Origin of the sequence: Enterococcus sp. BWR-S5, from assembly GCF_016745255.1 — a bacterium.
GTDB lineage: Bacteria > Bacillota > Bacilli > Lactobacillales > Enterococcaceae > Enterococcus_L.
In genome coordinates, this window is record NZ_JADOEQ010000001.1 from 222,950 (window position 1) to 237,924 (window position 14,975).

General features: G+C 41.3%; 14 protein-coding genes. 6 read left to right on the top strand and 8 right to left on the bottom strand.

Features of this window, described 5'->3' with window-relative positions:
• The first annotated feature begins 75 nt into the window (after positions 1-75).
• Positions 76-1,524: a glycoside hydrolase family 1 protein gene (locus IW510_RS01185; RefSeq protein ID WP_202056569.1), complete on the top strand. Its 1,449-nt coding sequence runs from the start codon at positions 76-78 to the stop codon at positions 1,522-1,524.
• 75 nt (positions 1,525-1,599) lie between these two features.
• Here the strand turns inward: IW510_RS01185 and fni are convergent, their stop codons facing one another.
• From fni to IW510_RS01220, 7 genes are all read right to left on the bottom strand, one after another.
• Positions 1,600-2,646, bottom strand: a complete 1,047-nt coding sequence (gene fni, locus IW510_RS01190) for a type 2 isopentenyl-diphosphate Delta-isomerase (protein WP_202055917.1) — start codon at positions 2,644-2,646, stop codon at positions 1,600-1,602.
• On the bottom strand, positions 2,627-3,724 hold the full coding sequence (locus IW510_RS01195; RefSeq protein ID WP_202055919.1) for a phosphomevalonate kinase: 1,098 nt from the start codon (positions 3,722-3,724) through the stop codon (positions 2,627-2,629). Before IW510_RS01195 ends, fni begins: the two co-directional genes overlap by 20 nt.
• On the bottom strand, positions 3,717-4,718 hold the full coding sequence (gene mvaD / locus IW510_RS01200) for a diphosphomevalonate decarboxylase (RefSeq protein ID WP_202055921.1): 1,002 nt from the start codon (positions 4,716-4,718) through the stop codon (positions 3,717-3,719). The genes IW510_RS01195 and mvaD overlap by 8 nt, the downstream gene beginning before the upstream one ends.
• Positions 4,715-5,656, bottom strand: coding sequence for a mevalonate kinase (mvk, locus tag IW510_RS01205; protein WP_202055923.1), 942 nt, complete (start codon positions 5,654-5,656; stop codon positions 4,715-4,717). Before mvk ends, mvaD begins: the two co-directional genes overlap by 4 nt.
• Before the next feature lie 18 nt (positions 5,657-5,674).
• Complete coding sequence (locus IW510_RS01210) at positions 5,675-7,030, bottom strand: tripartite tricarboxylate transporter permease (protein WP_202055925.1); 1,356 nt, start codon at positions 7,028-7,030, stop codon at positions 5,675-5,677.
• A gap of 2 nt (positions 7,031-7,032) precedes the next feature.
• Complete coding sequence (locus tag IW510_RS01215) at positions 7,033-7,260, bottom strand: hypothetical protein (protein WP_202055927.1); 228 nt, start codon at positions 7,258-7,260, stop codon at positions 7,033-7,035.
• 322 nt (positions 7,261-7,582) lie between these two features.
• Positions 7,583-8,215, bottom strand: coding sequence for a pentapeptide repeat-containing protein (locus IW510_RS01220; protein ID WP_202055929.1), 633 nt, complete (start codon positions 8,213-8,215; stop codon positions 7,583-7,585).
• A gap of 315 nt (positions 8,216-8,530) precedes the next feature.
• Here IW510_RS01220 and IW510_RS01225 point away from each other — a divergent pair, with 315 nt between their 5' ends.
• Positions 8,531-10,213, top strand: coding sequence for a peptide ABC transporter substrate-binding protein (locus IW510_RS01225; protein ID WP_202055931.1), 1,683 nt, complete (start codon positions 8,531-8,533; stop codon positions 10,211-10,213).
• A 178-nt stretch (positions 10,214-10,391) separates the two neighbouring features.
• Here IW510_RS01225 and IW510_RS01230 read toward each other — a convergent pair whose 3' ends face one another.
• Entirely contained in the window at positions 10,392-10,742 is a 351-nt protein-coding gene (locus IW510_RS01230; RefSeq protein ID WP_202055933.1) for a DUF3899 domain-containing protein, read from the bottom strand.
• Between the two features lie 88 nt (positions 10,743-10,830).
• Between IW510_RS01230 and opp1B the strand changes: the two genes are divergently transcribed.
• From opp1B to IW510_RS01250, 4 genes are read left to right on the top strand one after another with little or no spacing between them, the layout of a single operon-like run.
• The gene (gene opp1B / locus IW510_RS01235; RefSeq protein ID WP_202055935.1) at positions 10,831-11,772 is read left to right on the top strand and encodes an oligopeptide ABC transporter permease Opp1B; all 942 of its coding nucleotides are present in this window, start codon (positions 10,831-10,833) and stop codon (positions 11,770-11,772) included.
• Positions 11,772-12,824, top strand: a complete 1,053-nt coding sequence (gene opp3C / locus IW510_RS01240; RefSeq protein WP_202055937.1) for an oligopeptide ABC transporter permease — start codon at positions 11,772-11,774, stop codon at positions 12,822-12,824. Before opp1B ends, opp3C begins: the two co-directional genes overlap by 1 nt.
• 5 nt (positions 12,825-12,829) lie before the next feature.
• Positions 12,830-13,894, top strand: a complete 1,065-nt coding sequence (locus tag IW510_RS01245) for an ABC transporter ATP-binding protein (RefSeq protein ID WP_202055939.1) — start codon at positions 12,830-12,832, stop codon at positions 13,892-13,894.
• On the top strand, positions 13,894-14,853 hold the full coding sequence (locus IW510_RS01250) for an ABC transporter ATP-binding protein (RefSeq protein WP_202055942.1): 960 nt from the start codon (positions 13,894-13,896) through the stop codon (positions 14,851-14,853). Before IW510_RS01245 ends, IW510_RS01250 begins: the two co-directional genes overlap by 1 nt.
• The last annotated feature ends 122 nt before the right edge of the window (positions 14,854-14,975 follow it).

Here is a 14,975-nt window from a genome sequence, read left to right on the forward strand (position 1 = left end):
AAGAAACGGGCGAATAATGATTCGTTTCTTTTGTTGGATGGACAAAACTTGAACAGAAGAGGAAGGATGAAAAGAATGAGCGGATTTCCTAAGGATTTTTTATGGGGTGGCGCAACAGCAGCCAACCAATTTGAAGGAGCTTTTTTAGAAGACGGTAAGGGCTGGTCAACAGCAGATACGGCGCGTTACATTAAAGAAAATGGGACAGATATTCATGCTATTACAAAACCGATGACGACAGCCGATGTTAAAGCGGCAATGGCAGATAAAGAAGGTGTTTATCCAAAACGTCATGGGATTGATTTTTACCATCGTTATAAAGAGGATATTGCTTTATTCGCAGAAATGGGCTTTAAAACATTCCGATTATCAATTTCATGGCCTCGGATTTTCCCGAATGGTGATGAGAGTGAACCGAATGAAGCGGGTTTGGCCTTTTACGACAAAGTATTTGATGAATGCTTGAAATATAACATCGAGCCGCTAGTAACCATTTCCCACTATGAGTTTCCACTTGAATTGGCATTTAAGCAGAATGGGTGGGAGAGTCGCGAGACAATCGCAGCGTTTGAAAAATATGCTCGTGTTCTTTTTGAAAGATATAAGAATAAAGTGAAATATTGGCTGACATTCAATGAAATCAATATTATCGGAATGACTGGCTATTTGAGCGGTGGTATCTTGGCTGATAAAACAGAAAATCTGTTACAGGCACAATTCCAAGCAGCTCATCATCAATTTGTGGCTAGTGCACTAGCTGTAAAAGCATGTCATGAAATTATTCCGGATGCGAAAATTGGCTGTATGCTGGCAAGAATGGAAGCTTATCCAGATACCTGCAACCCAATGGATGTCATGGAAAGTATCTACAGTGATCATACCAATCTGTTCTATTCAGATGTACAAATTCGTGGGTATTACCCAAGCTATATGAATAAATTCTTCCGTGACAATAATATTGTGATTAAGAAAGAAGCGGGAGACGATGAACTGCTGAAGGAAGGCACTGTGGATTATATGTCCTTCAGTTACTACATGAGCAGCATTGCAACACACGAGAAGGATAGCGATCAGGTTGGCGGAAATCTGCTGGGTTCGAAGAAAAATCCTTACTTAAAAGCGAGTGACTGGGGTTGGCAGATTGATCCTGTCGGCTTGCGGGTGACTTTGCATAAACTTTACGACCGCTATCAAATTCCGCTTTACATCGTAGAAAACGGATTAGGTGCAAAGGATGTTGTAGAGGCAGATGGCAGTATCCATGATGCGTACCGCATTGATTATCTTCGTGACCATATCAAAGAAATGGAAATTGCGATTGATGAAGGCGTTGAGCTGATGGGCTACACACCTTGGGGCTGTATTGACCTTGTCAGCGCAAGTACCAGCGAAATGTCTAAACGCTACGGCTTTATCTATGTTGATCTGGACGATGAAGGTAAAGGTACGTTGGCTCGTTCGAAAAAGGATTCCTTTGACTGGTATAAGAAAGTTATTGCCAGCAATGGTGCTGATTTGACGTAATAAGTAGATTAAACAAAAAGAAGGCCTCGCTTATTGAGCGAGCCTTCTTTTTGTTTATTTCGGCATAGTTACTGACTAACTACGCTGTGCATACTGTCGCCAAGGAATACCGCGGCTCTCACACCAATCGATAAGTGAACGATTGAAGATTAGGTCGGTTGTTACTAAGTCCGCCGTTTTTCTTTTTCCCAGAAGGGTATAAAGCATCCTGATTTCATCCTGCCATTGTCGCACTAAATCAATGGTTGAATCCAGACCATTTGTAAGCAGTTCATTTAGAATAGTTCCTGCAATACCTGCACTTTTAGCACCAAGGCTTAGGCATTTGACGATATCCAATGAATTTCTGATGCCGCCGGACGCTAATACCGCCATATCCTTTTGATGGCGGTAAGATTCCAACAAAGAAAGGACAGTTGATTGCCCCCAGTCTGTAAGAAAATCCAGCTCGCGTTTTTTTCGACGAGCGTTTTCAATTTGAGTAAAGCTAGTGCCACCCTGACCACTGACACCAACGGCCTTCACACCAATTTGATATAGCTGTTCAATGGTTTCACTGCTCATACCAAAGCCAACTTCTTTTACAATGACCGGAACGGAGAGGCCATGAACGATTTCCTCGATAGTGGTCAGCCAATTACTGAAATCTCGATCCCCTTCAGGCATAACCAGTTCTTGAGGCACGTTTAGATGGATTTGCAGCCCATCCGCCTGAAAAAGGTTGATGGCTCTTTCTGCATCCTGTAACGAAGCACCTGCTCCGAGATTGGCAAAGATTATGCCTTTTGGGTTTTCCTTTCGCATAATGGCAAAGGATTCAGTTGTATCGGAATCTTTTAGTGCTGCACTGACAGAGCCTGTCGCAATCATTACATGGGTTTCTCTTGCAAGAATTCCCAGTTGCTGGTTAATGCTTTTGGTTTTCTCACTGCCCCCCGTCATGGCATTAATATAAAAAGGCTGAGGAAGAGAGAAACCAAGAAAGCTGGTAGTAATATCTACAGCGGCTAAATCTGTCTCCGGTAATGAATGATGGACAAAACGAAGGTGATCGAAATCATTTTCGTGTTCCTTATGAAAGGCTTTTGCCAAGGATAAATGTTCATCTTTTCGATTCTTCATGCTCTTGACCTCCATAGAAATAGACATGCAGCGGTAACGGTGTGATTTCCTGTTTTTCCCATGCGCTGACTAAGGGTAAGATGCCCGATTTTTGTTTAAATAGTACAATACCGCAGTCACCGCCGCCTGCACCGGATGATTTTGCAGCGCCACCAAATTGTTCCGCTAAATCACAAAGCTTCTTCAAGGCAGGGGTTTCAATGATTACACCTGTCAAATCCGTGAGTTGAAGCAGCAGCTCACGGTTCTTTCTTAATGCTGTCTGGATCGTGCGGATATCATTTGTTTTGAAGCCGTGAATCATTTGATTGACACAGACTTTACTTTCAGCCAGAAAGGATTGATAGGACAGTTCTTTATTCCCTTTTGACTGATGGACCTGATCCACTAAATCTGAAGTGGAAGCGGGGCTCCCTGTCCAGCCAATCAGAAGCCTTAACTGTTTTGGTACGGGAAGCGGCTCAATCATTAGGCTCGGCCAATCACTGTTTAACAGCTGATGTAGTGTCAGATGATTTAATTGTTCCTTGACCCATGGATGATTGAAGGTGGAGAAGGCAATCCAACCCCCATAACAGCTGGCAGCAATATCACCACATGAACCATTTCCTTGTACCGCCAAATGGGCAAGTGCGGACAGCTTGAATATTTTCTCGTTGTCTAATTCTAAGTGATAAAATTCGTTCAGTGCTTTTACTGTAGCGACTGTGACAGCACCACTTGAACCGAGACCGTATTTTCGTCCATTGGCATTATCCAATTCACTTGTCACCTTCAGATGATAAAAGGAAAGCGGAGCTCCCTGCTCCTGTGCATATTTTTCTGTCAGGCGGATGGCTTCCAAAATATAGTGGAATGGATTCTCACGGATATCTAGTACGAGCTCATTATTCTTTCTTGTCCAGCGTACAGGAATCGAACGATATTGCTCTGACTGAATACTGCCTTCGCCTTGTGCTTTTTCAAGAGTGACTGTAACGAATTGATCGACAGCCACAATCACAGCTGGATGTCCCGGTTCAACGACTGCGTATTCTCCTGAAATAAACAGCTTGCCGGGTGCAGAAATTTCAATCATATGTCAACGACCTTTCTGAATCAAGTATCTCTATCCCAGGTCCCGCATGTGCCAAGACCAATTGATTCTCGTTAAATTCCTCAGCAAACCGAGCTGTTAGTCTGTCAGCATCCTTTTTTTGCACAAGGACTTTGACATTAGGACCGGCATCCATGGTGAAGTAGCAAGGGATGCCTTCTAACCGACAGGCTCGAACGAGATTCATGGCTTTTAGACTGTCTGGAGACCAATAGGTAAATGGCGGCGTTGCGCCAAGTGTCGTAGCATGCATACGCAGGGCATTCGATTCAGCTGTTTCTCCTAGCAAGGTAAAATCCTTTGTTGCGATTGCTTGCTTTGCGCTCACTAAATCATCTGCAACAGCTGTCAGCCAGCCTTCATAAAAAACAGAAGTTTCGACTGTTCGCTTCATGCCGTCTCTGCTGGATACATCCTTTTGTGCATCATCAACTAAAATAAATAGCATTGCCAACTCCTGTTCCCAAGAATCGGAAGGGATTTGAACAGCGTAGGAGGTAGTGTCTGAATCGCCTTTCTGCCATTCAGAAAAGCCACCAAAAATACTACGACAGGCAGAACCGGAGCCTCTTCGTGCCAACATAGAAAGCTCTGTAGGTGAGAGTGACAGGTCTAACGCTGCACTGCAAGCCCCCGCTAAAGCAGCTAATCCGCTGGCAGAGGATGCCAGACCTGCAGCTGTTGGAACAAAATTGTTGCTTGTTATTTCTGCAAATTGCGGAACGTCGTATTTATGACGAATAAGATCGAGAAAACTGCTGACCTTCTTTGTCTGTTTTTCGTTCTGCAGTTGACCGTCTAAGTAAAAGCGGTCAGCTGTAAGCTCTGAAGTAAACCGTACACTGGTTTCAGTATAGAAAGCATCCAATGTTAAGGAAAGACTGCTATTCATGGGCAAAATCAACTGTTCATCCTGTTTTCCCCAGTATTTAATTAGTGCGATATTGGTATAAGCTCTCGCTGCTCCTATGCTCATGCTTGTGCCTCCAATGTCTGAATCCAAGTACTTACTGCACCGGAAGTTTCAAGTGCAGCTGCAATTTTTTGTGCAGAAAAAGAAGAATCTGCTAGAGCAATCACACAGCCGCCGCGACCGCCGCCTGTCAGCTTTGCGCCTAGTGCGCCGGCATCATTTGCCGCTGCGATTAATTTCTCAATCATCGGATGGCTGACAGTTAGCTCAGTGAGAAGCTGCTGTGCTTGCTTCATAATACGGCCAAGCTCTTGCGTATTATTGGCTAAAATCACTTTCTTGCTCTTTCGTGTAAGCTGTCCTAGTGCTGTGATTTTTGCACTGGTGTCGTGTTTGTTTGTTTCGAATAGGTGGGCGACATCCTTTACAGCTGCTCGTGTCTGCCCTTTGATTCCTGTATCTGCGACAACCAACCAAGTATCGCTCATATCCATTGGAAAGGTTTGTAAAGCGTCACCTTTGATAAAGAAAATTGGCTGTTTTCCACTGGTAGCTGCAGCATCAATCCCGCTTGGGTTTCCGTGGGCTATCTTTTCCGCTTTGCTCACTAAGTGTGCTAACTCTTCCTCGGAATAGGAGTAGTTGTAATAGTCAAAGAGACTGCGAATGACTGAAACAGCAACCGCAGCACTAGAACCCATGCCCCGTTCAGGAGGAATTGTACTGGTAATTGTCAAAGAAAAGTCTTCCTCTTTCTTTAAAAATGCCAGCGTTTGTAAAATACTTTCTTTTATATTATGAAGCTGCTTAGGTGCATCTGCCAGCTTGCCGGAGAAATACGTGCAATTTATCTGCATTTCTTCTGCGGGCACAGCAACAGTAGTCACAGCAGCGGCGTGAAAGGGAAAGGCAATAGCCGGCTCTCCATAGACAACGGAATGTTCACCAATGAGGATGATTTTTCCTGTGGCATGGCCAATCCCTGAATGAGTGTTTTTCATTTTATACATCCTTTTATATCAAAATAATAAATGAGCGGTAATCCAAGGAGCCGCATAGAGTATCATAAACTGAACGCCATAGTTCACGCCCATAGTGTTTAGCGTGCCGCAGACGATTCCAACAAGGAGCACACCGAAAATATTGATAAGTCCGGCATCCATATAAGCCAGTAGAAGAATGAACCCGATGAATAGTCCTAAGATTGCTTCATGGGGGATTTTCTTCAAGACAAAGGCAGTCATCTGCTGCGCATATTTCATCGCGATAAAGTACGTAACAATCGATGTAATCACTGCGGCTAATAAAATAGAAAAAATAAATTCACTTCGAGATAGCAGGTGATGAATATTATTGTCTAATGTAAAGACAGGCGGCGCGTTAAACAGAGCATTTGCCGGACCTACTGCTACCGGAGATAGCGGAATGCCCAGTGCAATCAATGGAATGATTACGCCTGAAAGGTAGGTAGCATGAGAAAGGGCACTCATGGATGTGATGGCCATACTGGCTTTTTTCACAGGGTCTTTTTCTTTGTTGGCAGTGATTTCACCAAAAAGAATCGTTAATCCTACAGGACTTAAAAAGAAAAGAAAGTTAGACAACAATGAAACAACCGCACTGGTTCCAGCTTCTTTTTTCGTAACTGTTTTTAGTGGATGTTTTAAGCTGTCTGATTCATTCACTTTTTTGATGGTGATTTTTTTCTTGTCATGTCGCGGCAACTGATCCCGTTTCTGTTTATTCAACAGGCCTAATAATGAAACAATCAAAGGACCAATGGTGATGCCTAAAAAGAAAGAAGTTGTTACATTTTTCTCTTGCGGAACGGCACCAATACCCCAGTATAAATAACGTAAGCCTTGAAAAAGAAGGGCCAGTGGAATAATACTTAATAAAGCAAATAATTTATTTTTTCCGATAAGAGCCAGAAAAACAGCACCAAATACGAATAGTAATGACGCATAAGCTTTTACGGACTCGGAAAACGGCGCTAAAATGTTTGCCAGTAAAAGACTGACTGGAATGGCAACTACAGTACCAATAATCGAGCCTGTTGCCATCTTTTTGATACTGGTTGCAGCGAGTCCTTTATCCTTAAGGAAAAGAGCGTGCTCAATCATCGGTGTGGACATGACACCGCCGGGTAATCCGACAAGAGCCGTTGGGATGGCGTTCATCAGATTCAATGTAATGATTGCGGCAATAAAGAATGTCAGAACGACAATCGGTTTCACACCTGAGAGAACCAAGGCTAATGTGACAGGCATCAGGACGGATGTTTCGTCTGTACCGGGAACAAAGCCGATAAAGGTATAAAGAACAATTGCACCAAAAATGGCCAAGAGCATCTGCAGCAATAAAGAGATATCCATAGCTATTCCTCCTCCTCTTCGATAACTGTACGTTTAGGCTTGATTACAAAAGCCGAGAGTAAAAATCCTAGAACAGCACCGCCGAGACCGAAAAACAATTGTTTGGTCTGGTCAGAAGCAGGGGCAATAAAATAGCCGCCCATGGTAAAAACACTGCATAAAACAATGGCAAGGATTAAATCCTTGATAGTAACGAGATCTCCCCAAATCTCAATAAATTCTTTCTTCACTTTTTTTCTCCTTTCGATTTGTGAAATAAAAGGATTGTGGCAGAAGCAATCAGCTTTTGAAATTAGATAGACATCAGTTCGCATTTCTTCGAAGAAGTTCGCGTTAGACGGCCATTATTTCAAGTTTGTGACAGCCAGGCACAAAAAAGAAAGCAGACTTCATAACGTTAGCCATTCGTCTGCATTTTTTTATTTCACAAGTTTAACCTTCATTAGTTTATCGAAAAAGAGAAGGCAAGTAAAATTCTTTTACTCATTTCTAAAGAAAACGTTAAGCCTATCAAGTAGGGATTTAACTGGATTTCAAGGATAAAATAACAGGCTACTTGAGAATCATTCCCAGTGTTTCGGCAATCGTTAGGGCCTGTTCTGCATTAACAATTATTCCTCGGAGAGACTCAGGTGAAAGAGCAATCGTATCAAAATGATTTTCTGAAAAATCGAGACCCTTCAAGGGTGTGTTGAACCATTGGCTTTGTGTAAGTTCACATTCCTTCATTTTTAGTTGCTGCCAGTTAAGCTCGGAAAACTCAGCTTGCCTTAAACTGGTTTCTTCAAAATGAACAACCTTCATTGTAGACATTGAGAAGGAGGCGTAATCAAGAATGCAACCACTGAAAAGGCAATCCTTTAAATAGGCTTCAGCAAAATTACAGCCTGTCAGCTTGCACTGACGAAATTCTACTTGATGGAGTCCTGCACCAATCCACTCAGAATTAGAGAAGTCACAATTTTCAAAGATAACATTGACACATTCGAACTGGCTAAGTCGACTGCCGGGCATCTGTAATTTTTTAATTTGGCTTTCTTTAATAAATAAATGGTGGAAATCTGCATAGTTAATCGAAGTATTTTCGATTAAAACAGCTTCAATCATTGCCTCATCTTCAAATAGAGGCGTCACCGTTGTTAGTTTCTCCGGTACAATTGGAGTGATTCGTTTCTTTTCTTTCATATATAGGACTTCCTTTCACTGTCAATTCTTCTCTATTATACTAGAAGAAATTAGTGACAATAAAAGAAAAAGCGGGTTTTAATGTTTCTGTGAGAAAAATGAGGAGAAATATAGGGAGAAGGACTGTATATTATACACTTCTGGTGATTAATTCTGAGCAAAAAGAATTTTTTATGACTTATTATTAGGATAGGATAAGATTTTTCTTGATTTTTTAATGTTATGAAGGTAAACTATATCCCATAGCAATAAATAATTATTAAATTCTGAGTTTTCAGAAAAATTGATGACAGAATTTTTTAGGAGGAAAAGGGAATGAAGTTAAAGAAGTCATTTGCTTTAGGGACAATCACTTTACTTAGTGTGTCAGTATTAACTGCCTGCGGAGGCGGCGGAGGTTCAACAGACGATTCAAAATCTGCAAGTTCAGAATCTACTGGAAAAGCTAGCGGAGAACAAGTCTTTCGTGTAATCGAACAACAGGAAATGCCTAGTGCCGATTTATCAGTAGCGACAGACGTAATCAGCTTTACTGCATTGAACAACGTTTATGAAGGGTTATACCGATTAGACTTGGACAACAAAGTAATCACTGCTGGTGCAGCTGAAATGGCTGAAATCAGTGAAGATGGAACAGTTTACACAGTAAAACTGAATGAAGATTCTAAATGGACTGATGGTGAGCCTGTAAAAGCAGAAGACTATGTATATGGTTGGCAGCGTACAGTTGATCCAGCGACAGCTTCAGAGTATGGCTACATGTTTGCACCGGTAAAAAATGGTGAGAAAATTGCCAATGGTGAAGCGAAGCCGGAAGAACTTGGAATCAAAGCAGTTGGTGATTACGAATTGGAAATCACGCTTGAGCAAGCAACACCTTACTTTGATTACCTGTTAGCATTTCCTTCATTCTTCCCACAAAGAAAAGACATTGTGGAACAATATGGAAAAGAATATGCAGCAACAAGTGAAAACGCAGTATATAACGGACCGTTTGTATTAGACGGATTCGACGGACCAGGTACAGATACTGAATGGTCTTATAAGAAAAATGCAGATTACTGGGATGCAGACACTGTTCAACTGGAAGAAGTGAAAGTGAGTGTTGTTAAGGAAGCACCTACTTCATTGAATCTGTTCCAAGATGGACAAGCAGATGACGTTATTCTAACAGGTGAGCTTGCACAGCAAATGGCAGCTGACCCTGAATATGTTATTCAAAAAGAAGCATCTACACAATATTTGGAATTGAACCAAATCGAAGAAGATTCACCATTTAGAAATGAAAACTTAAGAAAAGCAATTTCTTATGCTATCGACCGTGATGCATTGGTTACTTCTATTCTTGGTGATGGTTCAGTAGCTCCTAAGGGTCTAGTACCTGCAGATATGTCTACGAACCCTGAAACAGACGCTGACTTTGTAGAAGATGCCGGCGACGATATCAGCTCTGATGTAGATAAAGCAGCAGAATATTGGGAAAAAGCGAAAAAAGAATTGAAGATTGATTCTCTTGAATTCGACATCCTTTCTTCTGATACTGATTCTTCTAAGAAAGTAACTGAATATATTCAAGGCGCTATTCAAGAAGCATTGGATGGAGTAAAAGTAACATTGAGTCCTGTACCGTTCTCTGTACGTCTGGATCGCTCAAATAAGGGTGATTTTGATGTTGTAATGGGCGGCTGGGGTGCTGACTATGTTGATCCAAGTAGCTTCCTTGATTTGTTTATCACTGGTAATTCTTATAACCGTGGACGTTACAGCAACAAGGAATATGACGAGTACTTGAAATCTGCATCTACAACAAATGCCAATGATCCTGAAAAACGTTGGGAAGACATGGTTAATGCAGAAAAAGTTATCACAGGTGAAATGGGTGTCATTCCTCTTTACCAAAAAGCAGAAGGTCATATGCGTTCAGCTAAGGTTAAAGATGTTGGCTTCCACCCAGCTGGAGCTCAGTACGATTACAAGTGGACATACGTTTCAGAATAAGCTGAAATAGCCGTCTATATAAATTCTGTTAGATTCTTGAACACACGAAAATTGGCTTTTGAACGTAGTTTAAACAAAGGAAACAATCGTATGTCTCATCTATCTTAATAGGAGTTCTATATAGCAAAAGGACCCTTGCCTTCTTAGGAAAAGGCAACGGTCCTCTTGCTATCTTTGCTTAGAAAAAGTAAAATAGTAAGGAAACGATAGCTGGAATCAACAACAATCCCCCTGTTTCAAGCCAGTAAAGCCGGTGGGCGTTGCCGATTTCTGAAAATGGTATGAATTCTTTCGGTTCATTTTTCTTTCTCCACTGAAATGCTTTTTTCATAAAGTATTGGAAATTATCGAAGAAGCCTGAGGACATAATCCACATTGCAATTCCGATAATGAGAAAGAAAAGTGAAACGATGAAGAAGGTATCAGATATGGATTGGACAGTAACTGATTTTTTTATTAGAAATAGATAGATAAAAATGCCAAAACTGGAGATTATAAATGTGGCCAATGGCCATTTTAATTTTTTCATGGGTTCTTTCCTTGTCTATATTAGTTTTATTGTCTATACTTTATCGAAAACAGCTGTTGAAGTCAAAAAAATTTCGGAGGTGTCATTCTTGAACAGTTTTGGGAAGTATTTTCTTAAACGTGTTTTCTTCATGATAATCACATTGTGGTTAATCGCAACACTTACGTTTTTCCTAATGCAATTATTACCAGGTACTCCATATACCAATCAGGAAAAACTAAGTCCAGAAACAATTGCCATGTTGAACAAACAGTCCGGGCTGGATAAACCGGTCATCGTTCAATACGGAATCTATTTAAAAAATCTTGTAGTGGGTGATTTTGGGATTTCATTCCAATTTAAAAATCAGCCGGTAGCAAAACTCTTGATTAATCGAATCGGTCCTTCTGTACAATTAGGTGGACAGGCGATTATATTCGGTACACTTGTAGGTATCCTATTAGGTATTATCGCAGCAATGCGTCAAAATACTTGGGTGGATACATTGGCAACCTTGCTTGCAATCTTAGGACGGTCTATTCCGAACTTTGTCTTTGCGGTACTGCTTCAATATGTTTTTGCAATGAAATTGGGTGTACTGCCAATCGCGAAATGGGAAACCTTTGCTTCTACAATCTTACCAACCATCGCATTAGCGATGAGTCCTATGGCAGATTCGGCCAGGTTTATTCGAACCGAAATGGTTGAGGTCTTACATAGTGATTATGTAGAGTTAGCGAGAGCGAAAGGATTGAGCCGCTGGCAGGTGGCATTCAGACACGGTTTAAGAAACAGCTTAATCCCGTTGATTACGTTATTGGGACCTTTAGCTGTCGGATTGATGACAGGTTCTCTTGTAGTTGAAAATATCTTTGCAATCCCTGGTATCGGGGAGCAATTCGTTAAGTCAATCATGACAAACGACTACCCAACAATTATGGCAGTAACGATTCTTTATTCCACAATGCTGGTTATCGTTATTTTGATTGTTGACTTGCTTTATGGATTAATTGATCCAAGAATTCGTGTATCAGGAGGGGAGAATAGCTAATGGAAACAATCAATTTGAACAAAGTACCTGATTCTGTTAAAAATATTCCTTCTGACGAGTTTCAACTTTTAGATGCATCGACATCAAAAGAAAGAGAACGAATCGTTGCGCCTTCACTGAACTTTATTCAGGATTCTTGGCGCCGCCTGAAGAAAAATAAGGCTGCGGTTATTTCTCTGGCTATTTTGATTGTGATTATTATCATTTCTATTGGTTCAATTTGGGTATCTCCTCATGATCCAACCAAGCAAAATGTTGCTTATATCAACTTGCCTCCAAAAATTCCTGGCTTAGATGGAATTGATGGATTGAATGGTAAAGCTGTTGTTGCAGGACAAGTGGTAGATAAATATGCACAAGCTAAAGTTCCGGAAGGTACTAATTTCTATTTTGGTACAGACGGATTAGGACGTGACGTTCTAAGTCGTTTGATGATGGGAACGCGCGTGTCGCTATTGATTGCGTTTATTGCTGCGATTCTGGATATTACAATCGGTGTAACCTACGGATTGATTTCCGGATTGCTAGGTGGACGTGTAGATACTGTGATGCAGCGTATTCTGGAAGTTCTTTCCGGTATTCCGAACTTAGTTGTTATGATTTTGATGCTTACAGTATTTGATCCAGGTATCCTATCTATCGTTCTTGCGATGGTTGTAACGAACTGGATTTCGATGGCGCGGATAGTCCGAGCCCAGACCTTGAAATTGAAGGATCAGGAATTTGTATTAGCAGCACAAACATTAGGGGAGTCCCGTTTGAAAATTGCTATAAAACATATCCTTCCGAATATTTCAAGTATCATCATTGTACAAATGATGTTTAGTATTCCATCTGCAATCTTCTTCGAGGCTTTCTTGAGCTTCATCGGATTGGGATTGAGACCGCCAACCGCTTCACTGGGAACACTATTGAACGAAGGGTACAAAACGTTCAGATTCCTGCCTTACCTGATGTGGATTCCGGCAGCGACATTATCTGTAATTATGATTTGTTTCAATTTACTGGCTGACGGATTACGTGATGCCTTAGATCCTAAGATGAAAGAGTAGAGTGAATGACTATGGAAAAAGTATTAGAAGTAAAAGATTTGCATATATCTTTTGATACATTCGCAGGTAAAGTCAACGCCATTCGCGGTGTGAACTTTGATCTTCATAAAGGAGAAACACTGGCAATCGTTGGTGAATCTGGTAGTGGGAAGTCTGTAACAACCAGAACAATTATGCGTCTGTTGAGCAGTAATGCGAATATTGACAAGGGTGAGATTCTGTTTAAGGGAGCTGACATTGTCAATAAAACTGAAAAAGAAATGCAAAGTATTCGAGGAAAAGAGATTGCGATGATCTTCCAGGATCCAATGACATCATTGGACCCAACGATGCCGATTGGTAAACAGGTTGCGGAATCTTTGATTAAACATAATAAAGTATCTAAAAGCGAAGGGCTTGCTCAGGCTTTGGAATTGTTGAAGCTGGTAGGTATTCCGAATGCTGAAAAGCGTTTGAAAAACTATCCTCACCAATTTTCCGGTGGACAACGTCAACGTATCGTTATCGCGATTGCCTTGATTTGCTATCCGGAGGTTCTGATTGCCGATGAGCCGACAACTGCATTGGACGTAACAATCCAAGCACAGATTCTTGAATTATTGAAAGACCTGCAGCAAAAAATCAGCACATCGATTATTTTCATCACCCATGACTTGGGTGTTGTTGCGAACGTTGCTGATCGTGTCGCTGTTATGTATGGTGGACGTATTGTAGAAGTGGGAACTTCAGAAGAAATCTTCTATAACCCACAACATCCATATACATGGGGCTTACTTGGTTCTATGCCTACATTGGAAGGAACAGAAGACAAGCTTTATGCGATTCCGGGATCTCCTCCGGATCTGCTTGATCCTCCGAAAGGGGATGCCTTCTATCCTAGAAATGAGTTTGCATTGAAAATCGATGCAGAACAGCAGCCTCCTTACTTTGAGGTATCACCTACTCATAGAGCTGCAACATGGTTATTAGCACCACAAGCGCCGAAAGTAACACCTCCGGCGGAAATCGAAAGACGTTGGGCTATTTATAGAGAACGTCATAACATTTCAGAGACAGGAGGGGCAAACTAGTGGATTTAGAAAAACGTAAATTACTTTTAGACGTTAAAGGACTAAAACAGTATTTCAACGTTGGCCGTCCTGATGAAGTAAAAGCAGTAGATGATGTCAGCTTTCATATTTATGAAGGTGAAACATTTGGTTTAGTTGGAGAATCCGGTAGTGGGAAGTCAACAACCGGTCGAAGCGTTATTCGTTTGTACAATCCAACAGACGGTGAAATCATCTTTGATGGCGAAAATATTGCAAATATCCGTTCAAAGGAAAAAATGCAGGCGTTTCGTCGTGAAGTACAGATGATTTTCCAGGATCCTTATGCGTCGTTAAACCCAAGAATGAAAGTCAACGATATCATTGCTGAAGGAATTGACATTAATAAGTTAGCGAAAAATGATGCAGAACGGACTGCAAGAGTGGAAGAGCTTTTGAAGGTCGTTGGACTTGATCCAAGTCACGCGTCACGTTATCCTCATGAATTCTCTGGTGGACAGCGTCAGCGTATCGGGATTGCCCGTGCCCTAGCTGTTGATCCTAAATTCATCATCTGTGATGAGCCGATTTCAGCGTTGGACGTATCTATTCAGGCGCAGGTAGTGAATCTGCTTCAGGACTTACAAAAAGATGCCGGCTTGACATACTTGTTTATTGCCCATGATTTATCAATGGTAAAACACATCAGTGACCGCATTGGTGTTATGCACAGTGGTAAGTTGCTAGAAATGGGTTCAAGTGATGATATCTATAATTTCGGTGTTCATCCGTATACAGAAAGTCTATTGTCAGCTATTCCGTTACCTGATCCGGATTATGAGCGTACTCGTAAACGAATCATCTACAAGCCTCAACCACAAGATGGAAAAGCCCGTAAGCTTAGAGAGGTAGCACCGGAGCACTATGTGTACTGTGCAGAAGATGAAATGGATATGTATCGTGAAAAAATTGAAAGCAAAAAGGCGCAAGCACGTCACTAAGATAAGCGTCATGCGATGAAAAACATTATAAAAGCTGAACAAAGCTGTTCAGCTTTTATAATACTCTTGGTAAGTTTAAAAAAGGAAATACGAGTCTGGTCTGTTTGGGGAAACGATTGTTA